We start from the raw sequence: 16,217 nt of genomic DNA on the forward strand, positions 1-16,217 counted from the left end.
CGCGGTCACAGCCCGGATTCGTCGTCGCGCACGAGGATGCAGCCGCACTCGGGGCACGTCACGACGTCGTTCTCGCCTGCCTGGCGGAGCACCTGCAGGTCGGTGCCGGCGAGCACCATGTGACAGCCCTCGCACGTGCGACGGCGCAGGAACGCGGCGCCGGCGCTGCGGACCGCGAGGCGGTCGTAGAGGGCGAGCAGGTCGGCGGGAACGCCGCCCGCGATGGCCGCGCGGTCACGGGTGGCTCCATCGAACGCGGCCGTCGCCTCGGCGACGGCACGCTTGCCTTCGGCGCTCAGCTCAGCGCCTTCGGCGTTGATCGCCGCGATGAGGGCCTCCTGCTCGGCGACGGCGGCGTCGGCGAGCTCCAGGCGCTCCATGACGGCGAGCTCCGCGTCTTCGAGGTCGCTCTTGCGGCGCGCGAGCGCGCCCAGCTCGCTCTCGAGTCCCTGGGCCTCCTTCGAGTTCGTCGAGGCGGCGAGGCGGCCCGCGTCACGTGCCGCGCGCGCGTCGACGACGGCGACATCGGACTCGATGCGCGACAGCTCGGTACGCAGATCGTCCCGAGTGCCCAGGCGCGTCGCCAGCTCTTGCGAGAGCTCCTGACGCCGGCCCAGCAGCTCCTGCACGCGAGCCGCCTGGGGCGGGTTCTTGCGGGCGTTGTCGGCCTGGCGGATGCGGGCGTCGAGCTGGGCGACCTCGACGAGGCGGCGCTGGTCTGCGGGGCTGGCGTTCACGTCACCAACCTACCGTGGGGCATCGACGGCGCGAGCGGCGCAGAGGGGGTACCAGGAGTTCGCGCTGCCGTATGTCGTCTCGCACCAGCGCGACGACGGCGATCAGCACGGCGACGGGTATGCGCGGGCAGAGCGGCCCTGAACGACTTCGGTGGGCCCTGCCGGGATCGAACCGACGACATCCACGGTGGAATCAGGACGGTTGGCGCCCGTTACGCCCCTCTTCGAGGCGACTCCCGCGCACGAGGCTAACGACGTCGACGCCCGTCCCGAGGTCGCCGCGCCGGCTCCCCGTCACCTCTACGCGGTCGGAGCGGGACGATGACTATCGCGACGACCGTCACCCCGTTCGACCACCAGCACGGCGGCGACTTCCCCGGTAGCCGCGGCGTCGTGATGGACACCGAGCGCCCCGGCCCGGGGTTCGCGTACTCGACGTCGCTCCCGAGTCTCTTCATCAGCGACAACGACGAGGTCTCGCTCGACGAGTACCGCGTGCCCGCTGACGACATGCTCGCGTGGTTCGAAGCAGCCGCCGAAGCCATCCGCTCTCGCCGCGAGATCGCGTCCTCAGCTTCGCGCTGATGAGACCCGCGGTTTCGTAGATATGCCACGAGAGCATGTTCGATTTCTCATCGACGCTCGTGGGGCGTCAATATATCGCTGACGCGGTAAACAGGCCGCGCCACGCCGAGGGTGTTGCAGCTTGGATGCTCCCAATCTCCCTCCCATTTCCTCGCGGTGTCATGCTCGGCGGTTCCCACCATGGGTAGCGTCGTCCCCTTCGAACGGCGCTATTCGTCGCGCCCTGAAAGCACCGCTTCCATGCCAGATATCCACAGCCTGGATCTGTTCGCCGCCTACCAGAGAGGAAAGAACCTCGCCGACAACACCATCCGCAACCGACACAGCATCCTGACAACGCTCCGCGCGACGACAGGTAAGACCCTGTTCGAGGTGACGACCCTCGACCTCCGCCTGTTCGTCGGCCGGCAGGGTCTCAAAGCGGGAAGCCGCCGCACGTGTCGGCAGGCTCTCGTCGCCTACTTCAGGTTCGCGCTCGAGGAGGGGTTCCGGGACGACGACCCGGCCGCTCGGCTCGCGAGCGTGCAGGTGCCCAAAGGTGAGCCGCGCCCGTTCTCCCCTGAACAGGTGGATGCGATGCTGCTTAGCGGCGCCTACCGGAAGACGCGCGCGATGATCCTGCTCGGGTATTACCAGGGGTTCCGGGTCTCGTCGATCGCACCCGTGCACGGTCGCGACATCGACCTTCTCGCGCACCGGATTCGCACCGTCGGGAAGGGTGGCAAGATCCGGTCCCTGCCGCTGCACCCGGTGATCGCCGAGCTCGCCGAGACGATGCCGAAGGACGACTACTGGTTCCCCGCTAGGAAGGGACAGACCGGGCACATCAAGCCGGCCGCGGTGACGAACCTCATCACGAAAGCCAAGAAGCGGGCAGGTATCACCGACCCGGAGCTGACCCCCCACAGCCTCCGGCACGCATTCGGCACCGATCTGGTCGAGGCCGACGTCGACATCCGTGTCGTGCAGGAGCTGATGATGCACGAGTCGCTGTCGACGACGCAGATCTACACGAGGGTGAGCGAACGCAGGCAGCGTGAGGGGATCCGCGCGCTGCAGCCTCGCGAGATCCCGCAACACTCCGGCCGTCACGCCTCCCCCCAGGGCTCAGCGGCGTAGCGAGAGAGACCCTCCACCATGTCGGCCAGGGAACGCGCAGAGCGCGAGGTCGACGCCGAGATCGGGCAGAGGGTGCGCGCGCTGATGTGGGATCAGCACGTGACCCAGGCGGATCTCGGAGCGCAGCTCGGAGTCGGCCAGTCAGGACTGGCTCGCCGGCTCCGGGGCGAACGCGGGTGGAGCGCGTGGCAGTTGCGCACCGCAAGCCGTGCTTTGGGAGTCACGGTCGGATACCTCTTCGGAGAGAGCGCGCTGCCACAACGCAGGAAAGACCCTCCTCCCAGGCGTGGTCCTGGGAGGAGGGTCTAACCTGTCGACGTGAACGTGACGCCGGCCTACGACATGTGGGTCGCCCGGATCCGCGACGAGGGCGCGGTGCACATGCCCCTCGACGAGGTGCCGGGCGAGCTTGTCACGTTCCGTCGCGAGCTGCGACGGGCGGTGAACGCGGCAGGGATGAAGCTTCGGACGTCGACGCAGCACGGGAGGTTCGTCGCGTGGGATCCGGATCACGTCGTCAGCGAGACGCGGATGCGGAACGCGCTCGAAGCGCTCTCGCTCGACCTGCCCGCGACGGATCCCGACTGCCCGAACTGCGGCACCCGCACCACGCCCCGAGGCCGCGCATGGTGGTGCCACCACTGCGACATCGCAGTGCTCGGCGTCGGCGGCGTCGTCGACAGTGCATGACGTCGTGCCTTCGGCGTAGCCTGAAGTCCTCGGCCGGAGGAAGGATCCCGGCCAGACATGACCAAGAATCGCCGATACGAGGCGCGCTACGACGCGATGAACGACCGCAGGATCGCGGAGGCATCGCCACCGCCGACGACGCTTCCATCGAGTGCGTACGGTCCTCAGCCGCTCGAGTGGGTTCCGCGCGGGCAGTCGAAGCCGGCGGTCTGGGCGTGGATCTCTTGGCGCGACCGACCCGCCGAACGCATCGCCGCGTTCGCGAAGGCGTGGAACGATCGGGTCGTCATCGTCACATGGGACGGCGTCGGCGGTGCGATCGACACCGTCGTCTGGCGTAACGCCGTCACACGGCGAGCACCGGCGAGACCCGGCGCTTAGGGTGGCCCAAGCAGCGACCTTCGGGACTACCCCTCCCCCGTCCCGGGGGTCGCTGCCCGTTCGCCCCCGTAACGCAGGAAACGCCCCGCATCCCACCCGAAGGTGAGACGCGGGGCGTCCGGGGTTAACTGAGGTCTATAGGTGCAGGTCAGGCGTTGGAAGATACCCGGTCGTACTCGGCGTCACGGGGAATTGTCAGGCGATCAGGTCAGATAGCCTGAGCGCATGTCCCCGACGATCGACCGGAGCACGGTCCTCAAATGGGCCGCGCTAGTCGGCATCGCGGTAGCCACGGTCATCGGCATGAACGGCCTCTTCGACATGTGGCAAGGGTGGGTGATCATCCTTGGCGGGATCGCCCTTGGAGCCCTCGTTGGTGCGATCGTCGAACTCGTTCGACTGTCGCGAGGGTCGGACAAATGACGCACTCGCGCTGCGGTGATCTATGAGCGCCACACCTCTCGGACTGATCTTCCTCGCCCTGACCGCCGTCGTGCTCTTTCGGCGTGCGTGGATTCCGTGGCTGCTCGCCGCCACGATGCCATTCGTTCAGACGAGCGGCCTCATCTTCGGCGGGAACGACGTATCCCCGTTCTTTATCGCCGCCGTGCCCGCACTGATCTGGTGCATCGGTGACGCGCTCAGCGGGAAGCGCCTCCGCTACGCCGGTTTCTCACTGTTCGTCACTGCCGTGTTCGTTCTGTCGGCGGTCACGCTGCCCGTCATTTTCGAGGGCACGCCTGTCCTCGTCCCACGGGGCGGGATCGACGATCAGGTGATGGCACCGGGTGCGCTCGAATTCAGCATCTCCAACCTGGCGCAGGCCGGATACTTCGTGTTGTCCGTCGCGGTGATCCTGTACATCGCGAACAACCCGCCGAAACGCCCGCACTTCCTCGCCCTCGGGTTCGGGATCGGAACCGTGCTTAGCGTGTGGGCACTCGCGGCGACCTATCTCGGCGTGTTCTTCCCGCAGGCATTCTTCCGTCCCACGACTGCCGAGACGTTCGATAGCTACTACGGAGGTGCGCAGCGGCTGCGAGGGATCTTCGCGGAGCCGTCCTATCTTGCGACGTTCTCCGTCGCGGCGCTGGCGTTCTTCGTGTTCCTATTCCTGCGAGTGAAGAAGCGCCGGCTACTGGTCGGGGCGGCGATTGTCGCCAACGCGGCGGCTGCGTACTTCTCGTTCTCCGGGACCGCGATCGCTGGGCTCGTGGCGCTGGGCATCGTCGTAGCCCTGGTCTACGGGGCCCGGTTCCTGGTCATGGGAGGGAAGGTGCCGCCGCTCGCGGCCGTCGCCGGGTGCCTCGCCGCCGTGCCGCTCATCCTCATCTCGCCGCGGATCATCGCGTACGTGAGCGACTTCGTCGCCGGCAAGCTGGGATCGAGTTCCGGGTCCAACCGCGACGCGTCCAACGTCTTCTCTCTCGATATCCTCGGCGACACTTACTTCCTCGGCGTCGGCCTCGGAAGCAGCCGACCGTCGAGCTTCCTCTTCATGATGCTGTCGACGGTCGGTGTCATCGGTTTGGCGCTTTATGTGATCTGGATCGTGCGTCTACTCCGACCAGCCGCACGCAATCCGGAGTACCACCCCGAACTGTGGGCGACGATCGCAGTCATCATCTGCAAGGTGATAGCCGAACCGAACCCGTCGAACCCCGTGATGATCCTGTGTCTCGCCGCGGCGGCTGCCGCCCCGGCGATAGTCGGTGGTGACGCGAAACGACAGTCGCCGTCGCGCGTCACCACCGCTGCCTAAGCGGCAATCGTGCCGTAGCTCTTCCACGTTCCCGGCGTGCCGCCGGCGGTGCAGATCCACCCGAGGTTTCCCGACGCGGCCGGCGACCCCTGCTCGACAGTCTGCCCCTTCGCCCACTGCCCCTGGGTCGGGGCCGCGGTCGACAGCAACGGGTGGCTGAAATCGAACGTCGGGCGCACGTCGGCGTACGGCGCGACGAACAGCCAGATCCCCTCGAACGTCAGATCCAGCCCCGATGCCGCAGCACCGTAGTTGTGCCAGAGCCGCAGCGTCGGCGGGTTGTTGAACGCGTCGGCCGCGTCGTACGCGGCGATCGAGTGAATCCACCGCTGCTGACCAGCCTGGTAGTCCCGCGCGCTGTGGAACTCGTTGATCCCGATCCGCCGGTTCGTGAGTCCCGCGATCGCCCACGAGAAAAGGTTCGCCGGCGCGTCAGCCTTCGCCAGCATCAGCAGATGAGCAACCCCACCCTTGGCGAGCGCAACCTCCCGGCTGAGCGGGATACTCAGCCCGCCGAACGAGTTCGTTGTGGCCGTGATCCGGTAGCGGGACGGCGCGACCAAACCCCCGGCCTCGACCGTGGCCGTGGTGTCGGTGGCCGTGAGGCGCGGATTCAGCGCGCCGTCAGGGCCTGCGATGTTCCAGCCCCGGATGGTGTTGATCATGGGCGCGTTGGCGGGGAACTTGCTCGGCGACCGCTCGGTGACGACGGCCGGCGCATACGTCGCATTCCCGCGTGTCACGGTCGGCACGCGCGCCGCATCGCGGAATCGCGCCTCGACGGTGCGAGCGCTCCACCCGCTGTCTGAGGTGTCCACGTAGACGTCGCTCGTGTCGTTGGTGCCGAACGACACCCGCCCGGTGAACTGCACGTCGATCGCGTTGAGCAGCGCGATCGCGTACCCGCCCGTGCTCCACCCGCCCGAGATCGCCGGCTGGATGGTCGAGTCGATCGCGAGGCCACCATCAAGGTCCAGCTCACCGAACTTGCCATCCGACGACGACACCGTGAGGCACGCGTTCGTCACGACCCGCGTCGGGGTGCCCTGGTCGTATCCGACGATCGTCCCGTCAGGCAGTCGCCCGGGCTTGCGGACGTACACCTTGTCGAACGTGAAGCGCCGGTTGTGGGGGTTGATGAACACACCACGGTAGGCGCTGGACTGCACGACGAGCTCGCGGCAGTAGAAGTCCTCGCTCGCTTCGAGATACGGGCCAGCGATCACCGCCTCGAGCTGGAACGCGTCGTACCGCAGGGTGCCGAGGACTTCCAGCCGCCCCTCGATCCGAGTGCGGCGGTGCACGCCGAACAAGTGGGGACCGGCGGTGAGGTTCGGGCCGACCTTGCTGTCTCCGATGATCCGGAAGTCCTCGGTGGTGTCGGTGCTGCTCGACTCGTTCGCGACGACCGAGATCGTCTCGGAGACGCCGTCCATGTCGACGCCGCCATTGAGGGTGAATCCCTTCGAGCGGTAGTCGCGGAAGCCGCAGATGCCGTTGTTCGTCGCGAGCGACGACATCGACCCGCGGACGTGCAGCTTCCCGAGGATGCCCGCGCCGTGCGCACGCTCGGCGAGGAACAGCACGCGGAGGCTCGTGCCCGATCCGTCTCGCTCGCCCCAGAACTTCACGCCCGGCGACAGGCGCAGCTCGACCCCCGCGGGGATCTTGATCGCGACGCCGCCTGTGCTGCCCTCGGTGGTGGTGCTCGGCACCAGCACGCGGAAGAACTTGCCCGCGTCCTCCGGCGCGCTGATACGAACGGCCTTGATCCCGAGCGACGCCGCTGTGTTCAGTGCATTCTGGATCGCGGAACGGTTGTCGGTGCCGCTGCCGTTGGTGCCGTCGCTGTCCGCGACCGCCCCAAAGCTCGCAGCGTTCAGCTCGGAGGTCCCTGCAACCACACCCGCATCAATCGTGCCTCTAAGGTGCCCTGCGAATGCGGAGTCCTCGTCGGCGGCGACCGTGGTCATGACGGTGTCGTTGGTCGTCCCGACCGCCTCGGCCGCGGCCTGCGCTGCGAGAGCCGCATCACGCGCAGCCTCGGCGGCGGGAGCTGCAGCGATCGCGAGGGCGATCTCGTCGGGGTCGAACCCGGCATCCTTGAACACGCCGAGACGCGACGTGAGCTTGGTCACGAACGCGCCCGACTTCAGGATCACCTGCTGCGGCTCGCCGGCCACACGGAAGTCGGGCAGCACACCGATGTTGCTCGACTGCAGGGTGGTGATTGCGGCTCCCGACACAGGGTCGGTGAGCGGCAGCGGCGTCGAGTACGAGGCGTCGTCGACGGCGTACACCTGGAACGCGGCGCCCGCGACCAGCTCCTCGTTGTCGGGGTTGTAGGCGATGAGCGAGTCGAAGTAATCCTGGACGGCCATCTCGGCTCCTTTCGGGGGAGGACGGTCAGACGTTGTGGGCGCCGAGGTGCTTCGGCTCGGGAGGCAGGGAGGAGACGTCGTGCACCTCGTCGTCGCCCTCGGCGTAGATCGCGGCGATGGGAGGAGTCGGGTCGTTCGGGAGGGTCGCCAGAATCAGTCGCAGCAGGGACACGAGAGCGGCGAGAGCAGATGCCTGCAGGACAACGCCCCACTCGACGTCAGTCAGGAGGACGGCGCCGAGCAGACCGGCAGCGAGGGCCTGTCCGAACGTCTTCACGACACGCTCGACTGCGGCGAGCCACCACGGCAGGTCCACGCCCTCGACCTCGGGCAGGCCGGCGACGGACGTCGCGAGGGAGGCGACAGCGCCGAGCGCGCCGGCCGAGATGACGGTGAGCCACGACACCTCGGCGACGAGCTGCGTTGCGGCGAGGTACGGGAGCGCGATCGCGACGGCGGAGTACAGGGCGCGGAGGCCGGCGTCCTTCCACCAGAGCGCGGAGGCGAGGTTCGAGAGCGCGAGCTTCGCGCGAAGTGAGATCTTCATGATGTGTGAGGCCTTTCGGGTTGTGTGAGGGTCAGTCCTCGAGGTCTGCTTCGGGGTCGGTGCGGTCGAGCGCTTCCCATATCGACTCGTCTTCGCGCGCCAGAGCGGTCAGCTGACGGTCGACGTCATCGACGCGACCATGCAGACCGACGACGCCCTCCTCGAGGCGTTCGGTGGTCTTCTCGACCCGGTCGACGGCGTCCTTGATGGACGACCCGTCGTTCTTGTGTGTCTCGTGGTGGATCGACGCGACCTGGTCCTTCATCGCGGCGACCTGCTTGAGCAGGGCGGGCAGCTGCACGAGCGCGTCGACGATCGCCACAGCGTTCTTGATGAACGGCCACAGCTTGATCGCGATGCCGATCAGCAGCGCGACCGCGACGAACCAGAGCACCGCCTGCAGGAGTGTCACGTCGGGAACGATCTGTGTCCAGTCCGGCATCAGCGCCCCCCGAGGAGCGGGAGCGCCCATGACAGCTCCCACGCGAGGAAGCCCATCCCGGTGAGGAGCAGGATCGTCGGAGGCCACGGCCCGCGCCACCACGACCGGGTGGGGTGCAGGCCGAAGGCCCGGCGCGCCTCCGTCTGGCGGGCGCGCCGGGCCTCCGACTCGTTCACAGAGCGGCCCAGTTCTCGGTGTCGGCCTTGCTCAGCGCCGCACGCATCACGGGACCGGGGACGTCGTTCCCGCTGTACCGCTTCGTCTCGCGGAGCCACCGCGCGATCGCCGCCCACATGACCGGCCCGAGCACGTCGTTGCCGACGTACCCGTACTTCCGGCGCAGGAACTGCGAGAACCCGTGCATCGACGTCGGCCCGAAGTTCTGATCGAGCGCCGTCTTGCCGAACCCACCATGCGGGAGGTAGAGGTTCGCGACCTTCTGCAGACCGCCCGTGTATGGGATGCCGAACGGGTTCGGCCCGAGCACGCCGGCCACCGATCCCCCGGCATCCGTCACGGCCGGAGCCGGAGCCGGAGCGGGCGCGGGTGCCGGAGCAGCCTCAGTGAGGCGACCGGCCGCAACGCGCTTGATCTCCGGGAGCGGATCGAGGAAGCCGCCCCCGACGCGCTGCTGCTCGATGTGCACGCACGAGCCCGACGTCGCGCCGGAGTTGCCCTCGTGGAGGATGATCTTCCCCTGTGGGATCCACTCGCCGACGACCTGCTGCGACGCCCACGGTCCGTGTGCGTAGGTGAAGTCGAACTCCATCCCGTCGAGGACGGAGCGGACGATGATCCCGTAGCCGAAGCCGTGGGTCTTCGACGGCGCGAGCTTGCCGACAACGCGGCCGGCGTGCAGCGCGGGGACCGGGACTGTGCCCGGCTTCGTCGAGTGCGAGATGTCCTGGCCGCGGTGCTGCCGCTTGCCGCCGTCACGCGGCGCTCCGAACTGCCCGCCGTTGGTGTTGATCCCGCCGGAGTAGTAGTCGCTCTGCGCGCTCACGAGGGCACCTCCTCGGGGTCGTCGTTGCGGGTCGGGTTCTTGGCGTCGCCGAGGGAGTCGTCGCCCTCGAGCTGCCACTCCTCGTCGTCCGGCGAGATCTCGTCGGGGACGGGGTTCGTGTTCTTCTGGTCGGTCATGGGTAGGGCCCTTCATGACGAGAGCCCCGGCGGGATGCCGAGGCTCGAGGTGATGCGGAGGCGCGCCGAGGCGAGAGGCCGCGACGCGACGCGCCCGTGACGGACGCGTGCGAGATCAGGTGGGAGGACCGAACGAACCGGACTTGCCGACGCTGATCGTTGGGATGCTGAACGCGTTGCTCTTGCCGGCGCGCAGCTCGGCGACGGGGAACGCTCCGGCTTTGCCTGCGCGGATGCCGGACAGGGTGCGCGCAGTGACGTAGCCGGAGAATGGCCCCCAGCCAGCGCTGTTGTGAGATCTCACGCGCACGCGGTATTCGACGCCAGGGGTCAGCGCGAGGCCGACGCCAGCGGGTGACGAAAGTCCGTTCGGGTTGCCGGCCGGGCCGACGCCGAAAGGTGCGTCATCCCACACCACGACACCGTCCGAGACGCGCGACCACTCGGCGTGGTCCTGGTCGATCGCCGCACCGTTGTTCGCGCCCCGGCTGTATGACACCGCGAACGACGTCAGTGTGATGTTGCTGACCGTGAGGCTGTGTGGCGCGGCGGGTGGCGTCGCGGGCGGCGGCGGCGCTTCACGGGTGATCGTCATCGTGAGCGTCGTCGGTCCGCCGAGGCCGCTCGTGCCGGTCGCGTTCAGGGTGAACGAAACGGTCTGTGTGCCGTAGTTCGCCGTCCACGCGCCGAAGAGGAGGCCGGGCGCAGGCTTCGAGCCGGTCGACCACGGCTGAGAGCCGCCGACAGCGGCACCGTTCACAACGCCGCTCCACCCGAGCCCGCCGGAGTTGGTCGTCGAGTAGCCGCCGTAGACGTAGAAGCGGACCGTCGTCCCGTCGAAGTCGATCCGCAGCGCGCCGGCCTGGCCGGTCGCCTTGTCGACGAAAGCCATTACGGCTTCACCCAGAGCAGATTCTCGGCGTAGGGCGGTGCGGTCGAGCCGACGTACACCGAGTCAGGGACCCATGTCGGGAGTCCGAGCGAGTTGAACCCGAGAACCCACGTGATGCCCTGGATCCACACGCGCGTGCCGATGCGAGTCAAGAAGTCCCGGACGAGGAGATCCTTCGCCGCCACTCCCCCGTCACCGTGCCAGCAGCGGAGGTCGACGACCTCCTGCGGCGCGGTCTGCCCGGCCGCAAATCGCACGAGCGCGAGCGGCTGGTCGTCGGTCGACCCGGGCTCGTCCTCACGTGTCGCGGGGATCGCCTTCGTCGCTGCTCCCTGGATGAGCACCGGCACGGTCTCCGATGTGGTCCAGTCGCGCCGCAGCGCGATCAGGTCCCACCGCGAACCAGATCCCACGCTCGCGCCGACCAGCGACACCGGAGCATCGGAGGTGTCGAGGATGCCCTGACCCGCGGCGCGACCGGGCGCGACGATCACCTCACGGTCGGCCGCGCCGAACGAGACTCCGAACGAGTCCGCGCCGAAGACCGAGTACTGCGCGCCGAGATGGCTCGTCAGCAGCGCCCAGTCGGCGTAGTTGACGGTCCCCTCATAGCCCTTCGAGACGATGGTCACGGTTACCTCTTTTCCAGACCGCGGACGGCGGTCGCGACGTTCTTCACGAATCCGACGAGACGCTCTGTCGGGTCCTCGGTTGCGAGCCCGACCTTCGGCACGACGACGAACCCGCCGTTCGTGTCGTGCGTGATGTCGACCTGAGAGATGACGTCCTCGACGTCGAGCGCACCGACCTGTACGCGGACCTTGTCGCCCAGCTCGTAGCCGTCGGCGAACCGGAACCATGACGTCTCGCGGAGCGTCGCCGTCAGGCCGGCCTTCCCGCGATGCTTCGCCAGCTCGGCCCACCCGTACGGCGCCAGGTCCGCGCCCTCCTCGGCGTTGCGCGCGTCGACGTAGATCTCGAGCGCAACGCCGAGCTCCGCCTCAAGAGCCGTGTCGACGACGAGCGCGAACTGCCGCGCCGTGCCTTCGCCACGTCCGCCGACGACGGCGCGCGTCGCGGTCGGGGGTTGCTTGACCCACGACCAGCGCGACAGCACGCCGGACTGCGGAGTGATCGGACGCGGGAACACCTCGCCCTCGCGGACGTCGACGAGCGAGCGGCCCGTCAGATCGTCGTGCTCGAGGGTGAGCTGCAGTCGGTCCGCGATGAGCGGCTCGACCACCGACTCGCCGAGCGTGTGCATCCGCAGCTCGAGCGGAGCCGTGTCCGGGTTCCCCCGGCCGAGCGACGGCGCGACATCCCACGGACGCCCGAGGCGCGCGACGTTCGCGGCGATTGCCGCCTTCGCGTTGTCCTCAGACGTGCCCGTGTATCGCGCATACTCCGCGCCGCTCTGCGACCCGATAGCGGAGCCCGGCACCTGCCAGCCGAGGAGCGTCGCGAGATCCCCCCAGTCGTCGACGACCGGGACCCGGACGGCCCCGTACGGTGCGTCCTCGCCGGCGAGCGTGCCGACACGGCCGCGCAGGAGCCGCCGCTTCGTGAGCGTGCCGCCGTCGATGGTAACCATCCACACGGCGCAGCGCACGCCCTCCTCGCCCGCGAGAGTCGGGATGATCGCGTGGTTGTCCGGAAGGGTGAGATACGCCGACGAGGCGGCGTTCCATCGGAGCGTCGCCTGCGTCTTGGCGGGCGCGACCTGGCGGATGAACCCGTTCTCCGCGTCGAGGAACTGCGACACGATGAACCGACGGCGGACCACTAGAACGCCCTCCAATACAGCGGCACCAGCTCCGCGCGCACCCGGCCCGCGCCAGCCGCGGAGATGACCAGCGGCGACGTGCCCCGAGCGGGAACCGGCGCGAACATCTGGAACCCGAGCTCGCGGGTGACGTCGATCCCGTCGAGGGTCGCGTACTGCCCGGCCGGATCCGTGTCGATGATGAGCGTCGAGCCCTCTGGGATCGGGAACGGAACCTCGATGATCGCGCCGCCGACGCCGAGCTGCACCTCCGACGCGGGACCCTGCACCGTCCACACGAGATATGCGGGCTCGTTGCCAGGGTTCGAGATCTCGGCCGACTGGAACGTCGCCGATGGTGAGACATAGAAGTCGGGAGCGCCGGTCGGCGGGATGAAGTCCTGTCCCTCGTCGGCGCCGAACTCCTGCGCCACCGGACGCCCCCGCCACAGCGGCCGAGGAGCCTCGAGGGTGATTCCGATCTTCGCCCATCCGGTGATGAAGGGATCGTTCGCGAACGAGTACGCCCCGTCGAATCGTCCGGTCAGCGGGAGGGTCCGCGCGGCGCGTCCCTCGCCGACCGTCCACACGCCGGTCTCGACCGGATGGAACGAATCGAAGAACGCGGCGTGATCCGCCTCCCACTCGTCGATCGTCGACGCGCGGAACAGCAGCGGCCAGTACACCTCCCGCTCGGGGAGCGAGTAGCCCATCAGCTCGACGCCCGCGACGAGCGGGCTCGACGATTTCTGCACGTCCATGCGCGGCATGTGCAGGCCCTGCACACCCGGCGCAAGCCGAGGATTCTCGGCCTGCGGCCGGGTGAGCGGCCACACCGAACCGTCGAACCCCGTCCACGTCATCCGCCGGGGACGACGGATGCCGGCGATGTCGTCGGGCGACGCGCCGGGAGCGGCGAAAACGATCGGCATGTGGGAACCCCCTAGCTCGGCGGCAGAGCGTCGAGCGCACGGGTGAGCCCGAGCCGCTGCTCACGCTCGATGTCCCGCGGGTCGTACGCGTAGTTGTCGCCGTTGTGGATGACTTGAATCGGCGGCATGCCTGACGGCCCAGGACCGGTCGGCGCGGCGGCTCCGGCGAGCCCCTCGGGACCGCCCGGCATCCGCCGGATCGCCTCGAGGATCAGCGCCCAGGAGCGCGCCGAGCCATCGAGCGGCGCGTACAGCTCGGGGACGTCCCCGCGATCACCGACCACGCGCCATGTGTTCGCGGGGACGATGTCCGCGAGCGACGACATCGGCGTCAGCCCGGGGATGCCGCCGTTCGCCATGAACTCGAGGACGCCGCCCTGAGCGTTGAATCGAACGTTGCTCCCCTGCACCTGATAGGTGCGGCCCCCGACCGCATCGACGTACACATTGATGCGCCGGCCGTTCGCGCCCATGATGAAGCCCTCGAGACCCGCTCGCGCCGGACCCGTGTCCGCGTCGATCGTCACCGTCCCGTCCGGGAGGGTGATGATCCGATCTGCGAGAGACTGCACCTTGCCCTGCTCGGCCTGCGCGTTCGACGAGAACTCCGTCGTCGCGGACTCCGGGGTCTGCAGGACGGTGTCGATGAGCGCGCGCGCCTGGTCCTCGGTGAGGCCCATCTGCGTGAGCTGCGAGACGAGCGCCGACGTCGCCGTGTTGTACCGGCCCGCGAGCTCCTCCTGCGATTCGCCCGCCGCCGACGCCGCCGAGATCTCGTCGCCGAGAGCGGCGACCGCCGAGCGCACCTGATCCTCAAGGAGACGCCCCGACTCAGACGCGCGGATGTTCGCGAGGTCAATCCCCTCGAGCCCGATCCGCGACCCGTCGGCCGCGTACCCGACCCCGGCGACAGCGTCCGCGAGACGCAGGCTTGCGTCGTTCAGGAACCCCATCGCGACCGCAGGCTCGCCGAACTGGTTCAGCTTCTCCCGCGCGATGTCGAGCGCGTTCCCCATCTCGGTACGCATGGTGTCCGCCGCCGACTGCGCGGTGTCATCGAACCCGCGCATCTGCTCAACCGCCTGGTCGAGCCCTTCGCCGGCCTCCTTGTCGAAGAACCCGACGAACCCGGCGAGCCCCTTCGTGAGATCGGCGAGCGGACCGGCGACGAAATCGCCGACCCCCTCGGTCCCGGTAGCGAGCGACTCGACGACGGCCTCTCCGAAATCGAGAGCCCCGTTCGCGAGATCGAGGAAGAACTGCAGGACTGGCCCCCGGTTCTGGGAGATCCAGTCCGCAGCCTCCCCGAGAGGATCCGCGAACGCCGACGCGAGAGCACCCTTGATGCCGTCCGCCGCGACCTCGATGTTCCGCTGAGCCCGCTCGATCCGGTTCGAGTCGTTGTCCGCGAGCGTGTCGAACATGCGACGCGCTGCGCCCTCGACACCGTTCAGCTCGTCGACGGCCGTCGAGAGATCCATCGCGAACAGCGCCTCGCCGAGATCCTCGGCCTGCGTGCCGAACAGCGCGACGGCGGCGGCGTTCCGTGCGACGGGGTCCTCCATCGACCGCAGCCGGTCGAGGACGACGTCGAGACCCTCGCGGGCGGACTCCCCGCCGGCGGCGATGCGTGCCGTCATCTCCTCGGCGTTGAGGCCGAGCATCTCGAACCCCTGCGCCGACAGCTCCGACGCGTCGGTCGCGCGGATCTGGAACTCCTTCAGCGCGTCGGCTGCGATGTCGCTGTTCCGCGCCCCGGCCGTCAGCCCCTGGTTGATGAGGCCGAGCATCTCCTTGCCGGAGATCCCGAGCCGCTGCAGGACGGACGGGTACTCAGTGAAGGTGTCGAGCATGTCCTCCGACCGGTTCACACCCTCACGGGCGCCGGTCGCGAGGATGTCGAACGCCTCATCGGCCGATGCCGCCATGCCGGTCTTGAGTAGCGTCGTGACCGTCGTCGCCGCCCGTGAGACGTCCTCCTCGAGCACGTCCGCGATCCCGCCGAGATTCTCGACGACCCGCTGCGTGTCGCGCGCGGTCGCGTCCGGGTCGATGATCCGGAACTGCAGGGCGAGCCGCGTCGTGTTCATGTTCGACTCGATGGACTCGCCGAAGTTGTTCGCGTACGCCTCGCCGGCCGCGCGCGCGAACCGGGACGCCGACGCCTCGTCGATGCCGGTCAGCGCCTGCAGTCGGTCCTGCCGGACCTCGACCTGCAGCGCCGACTGGAACTCAGACACGAGGTTGTCGGCGATGGTCTCTCCGACCTTCGCGATCGCGCCCACGATGGGGATCGACGCGAGGCCCGCGACGATGCCGGTCACGAGTGCCTTACCGGACCGCTTGCCGCCGTCGTCGCCCGCGTTCTCGGCGTCGTCCGCCAGGTCGTCGAGCGCGTTCTCAGCGGCCGATGTATCGGCGTCGATCTCGACCTGAGTCCGCGCCGACCGGAGCCCGCTCAGCGTCCCCTCGAGGCGGCGGATCTGAGCCTCGGCGCGACGCACATCGGCGTCGACGTTCAGCCCGCCCTCGGCGCGGAGCGACAGATCCTCGAGCCGGTTCTTCGTCGACTCGAGCCGCTTCTCGGCGGACTCGATGTCGGCGTCGAGCTTGAGCACGGCGCGCTCGGAGACGAGCCGCTTCGCGGACTCCTCGACGCGGTCCATGCCCGCGACGGCGTCCTTCGTGTCGGCGTCGACCTTCTTGGTGATCGGGTTCTTCTCGATCCGCTCACCGCGCGCCTTGATGTCCTTCTCAGCCCGCGCCGCGTCCTTGTCGTCGACGGTCAGCAGAACCTCGACCTCGCCAGCGCGATACGCCATGAAGAATCACCTCCGGATGATGAGC

The 16,217-nt window shown here is 68.6% G+C and carries 18 protein-coding genes; 6 read left to right on the forward strand and 12 right to left on the reverse strand.

Translation table 11 applies throughout. The features are described from left to right. Positions 1 to 5: 5 nt before the first annotated feature. Positions 6 to 737, reverse strand: a complete 732-nt coding sequence (locus ACEYYH_RS10370; RefSeq protein WP_374978076.1) for a zinc ribbon domain-containing protein — start codon at positions 735 to 737, stop codon at positions 6 to 8. Between the two features lie 321 nt (positions 738 to 1,058). Here ACEYYH_RS10370 and ACEYYH_RS10375 point away from each other — a divergent pair, with 321 nt between their 5' ends. From ACEYYH_RS10375 to ACEYYH_RS10400, 6 genes are all read left to right on the forward strand, one after another. Continuing rightward, entirely contained in the window at positions 1,059 to 1,322 is a 264-nt protein-coding gene (locus ACEYYH_RS10375; RefSeq protein ID WP_374978077.1) for a hypothetical protein, read from the forward strand. A gap of 240 nt (positions 1,323 to 1,562) precedes the next feature. Further along, positions 1,563 to 2,441, forward strand: coding sequence for a tyrosine-type recombinase/integrase (locus ACEYYH_RS10380; RefSeq protein WP_374978078.1), 879 nt, complete (start codon positions 1,563 to 1,565; stop codon positions 2,439 to 2,441). Between the two features lie 318 nt (positions 2,442 to 2,759). Beyond that, entirely contained in the window at positions 2,760 to 3,131 is a 372-nt protein-coding gene (locus ACEYYH_RS10385; RefSeq protein WP_374978079.1) for a hypothetical protein, read from the forward strand. 57 nt (positions 3,132 to 3,188) lie between these two features. After that, on the forward strand, positions 3,189 to 3,512 hold the full coding sequence (locus ACEYYH_RS10390) for a hypothetical protein (RefSeq protein ID WP_374978080.1): 324 nt from the start codon (positions 3,189 to 3,191) through the stop codon (positions 3,510 to 3,512). Between the two features lie 225 nt (positions 3,513 to 3,737). Further along, positions 3,738 to 3,935, forward strand: a complete 198-nt coding sequence (locus ACEYYH_RS10395) for a hypothetical protein (protein WP_374978081.1) — start codon at positions 3,738 to 3,740, stop codon at positions 3,933 to 3,935. 22 nt (positions 3,936 to 3,957) lie between these two features. After that, positions 3,958 to 5,274 carry an O-antigen ligase family protein gene (locus tag ACEYYH_RS10400; RefSeq protein WP_374978082.1) on the forward strand — a complete coding sequence of 439 codons (1,317 nt, stop codon included), beginning with the start codon at positions 3,958 to 3,960 and terminating at the stop codon, positions 5,272 to 5,274. On the opposite strand, the gene ACEYYH_RS10405 is transcribed toward ACEYYH_RS10400, so the two are convergent. From ACEYYH_RS10405 to ACEYYH_RS10455, 11 genes are all read right to left on the reverse strand, one after another. Next, on the reverse strand, positions 5,271 to 7,655 hold the full coding sequence (locus tag ACEYYH_RS10405; RefSeq protein ID WP_374978083.1) for a hypothetical protein: 2,385 nt from the start codon (positions 7,653 to 7,655) through the stop codon (positions 5,271 to 5,273). The two genes, ACEYYH_RS10400 and ACEYYH_RS10405, sit on opposite strands and share 4 nt — an antisense overlap. A gap of 25 nt (positions 7,656 to 7,680) precedes the next feature. Then, entirely contained in the window at positions 7,681 to 8,202 is a 522-nt protein-coding gene (locus ACEYYH_RS10410) for a holin (protein WP_374978084.1), read from the reverse strand. A 31-nt stretch (positions 8,203 to 8,233) separates the two neighbouring features. Further along, positions 8,234 to 8,644 carry a hypothetical protein gene (locus ACEYYH_RS10415; RefSeq protein WP_374978085.1) on the reverse strand — a complete coding sequence of 137 codons (411 nt, stop codon included), beginning with the start codon at positions 8,642 to 8,644 and terminating at the stop codon, positions 8,234 to 8,236. Next, a complete protein-coding gene (locus ACEYYH_RS10420) occupies positions 8,644 to 8,820 on the reverse strand; it encodes a hypothetical protein (protein WP_374978086.1) in 177 nt (58 codons plus the stop codon). The genes ACEYYH_RS10415 and ACEYYH_RS10420 overlap by 1 nt, the downstream gene beginning before the upstream one ends. Next, positions 8,817 to 9,647 carry a M23 family metallopeptidase gene (locus tag ACEYYH_RS10425; protein ID WP_374978087.1) on the reverse strand — a complete coding sequence of 277 codons (831 nt, stop codon included), beginning with the start codon at positions 9,645 to 9,647 and terminating at the stop codon, positions 8,817 to 8,819. Before ACEYYH_RS10425 ends, ACEYYH_RS10420 begins: the two co-directional genes overlap by 4 nt. Next, the gene (locus ACEYYH_RS10430; protein ID WP_374978088.1) at positions 9,644 to 9,784 is read right to left on the reverse strand and encodes a hypothetical protein; all 141 of its coding nucleotides are present in this window, start codon (positions 9,782 to 9,784) and stop codon (positions 9,644 to 9,646) included. Before ACEYYH_RS10430 ends, ACEYYH_RS10425 begins: the two co-directional genes overlap by 4 nt. A 115-nt stretch (positions 9,785 to 9,899) precedes the next feature. Next, positions 9,900 to 10,676, reverse strand: a complete 777-nt coding sequence (locus ACEYYH_RS10435) for a fibronectin type III domain-containing protein (protein WP_374978089.1) — start codon at positions 10,674 to 10,676, stop codon at positions 9,900 to 9,902. Then, positions 10,676 to 11,308, reverse strand: a complete 633-nt coding sequence (locus ACEYYH_RS10440) for a hypothetical protein (protein WP_374978090.1) — start codon at positions 11,306 to 11,308, stop codon at positions 10,676 to 10,678. Before ACEYYH_RS10440 ends, ACEYYH_RS10435 begins: the two co-directional genes overlap by 1 nt. A gap of 2 nt (positions 11,309 to 11,310) precedes the next feature. Continuing rightward, complete coding sequence (locus tag ACEYYH_RS10445; RefSeq protein WP_374978091.1) at positions 11,311 to 12,459, reverse strand: hypothetical protein; 1,149 nt, start codon at positions 12,457 to 12,459, stop codon at positions 11,311 to 11,313. Beyond that, positions 12,459 to 13,370 carry a hypothetical protein gene (locus ACEYYH_RS10450; protein WP_374978092.1) on the reverse strand — a complete coding sequence of 304 codons (912 nt, stop codon included), beginning with the start codon at positions 13,368 to 13,370 and terminating at the stop codon, positions 12,459 to 12,461. The genes ACEYYH_RS10445 and ACEYYH_RS10450 overlap by 1 nt, the downstream gene beginning before the upstream one ends. 11 nt (positions 13,371 to 13,381) lie before the next feature. Continuing rightward, on the reverse strand, positions 13,382 to 16,192 hold the full coding sequence (locus ACEYYH_RS10455) for a phage tail tape measure protein (protein WP_374978093.1): 2,811 nt from the start codon (positions 16,190 to 16,192) through the stop codon (positions 13,382 to 13,384). Positions 16,193 to 16,217 lie beyond the last annotated feature (25 nt).

The sequence above is a fragment of the Microbacterium trichothecenolyticum genome (assembly GCF_041938625.1).
GTDB classification, from domain to species: Bacteria; Actinomycetota; Actinomycetes; order Actinomycetales; family Microbacteriaceae; genus Microbacterium; species Microbacterium trichothecenolyticum_D.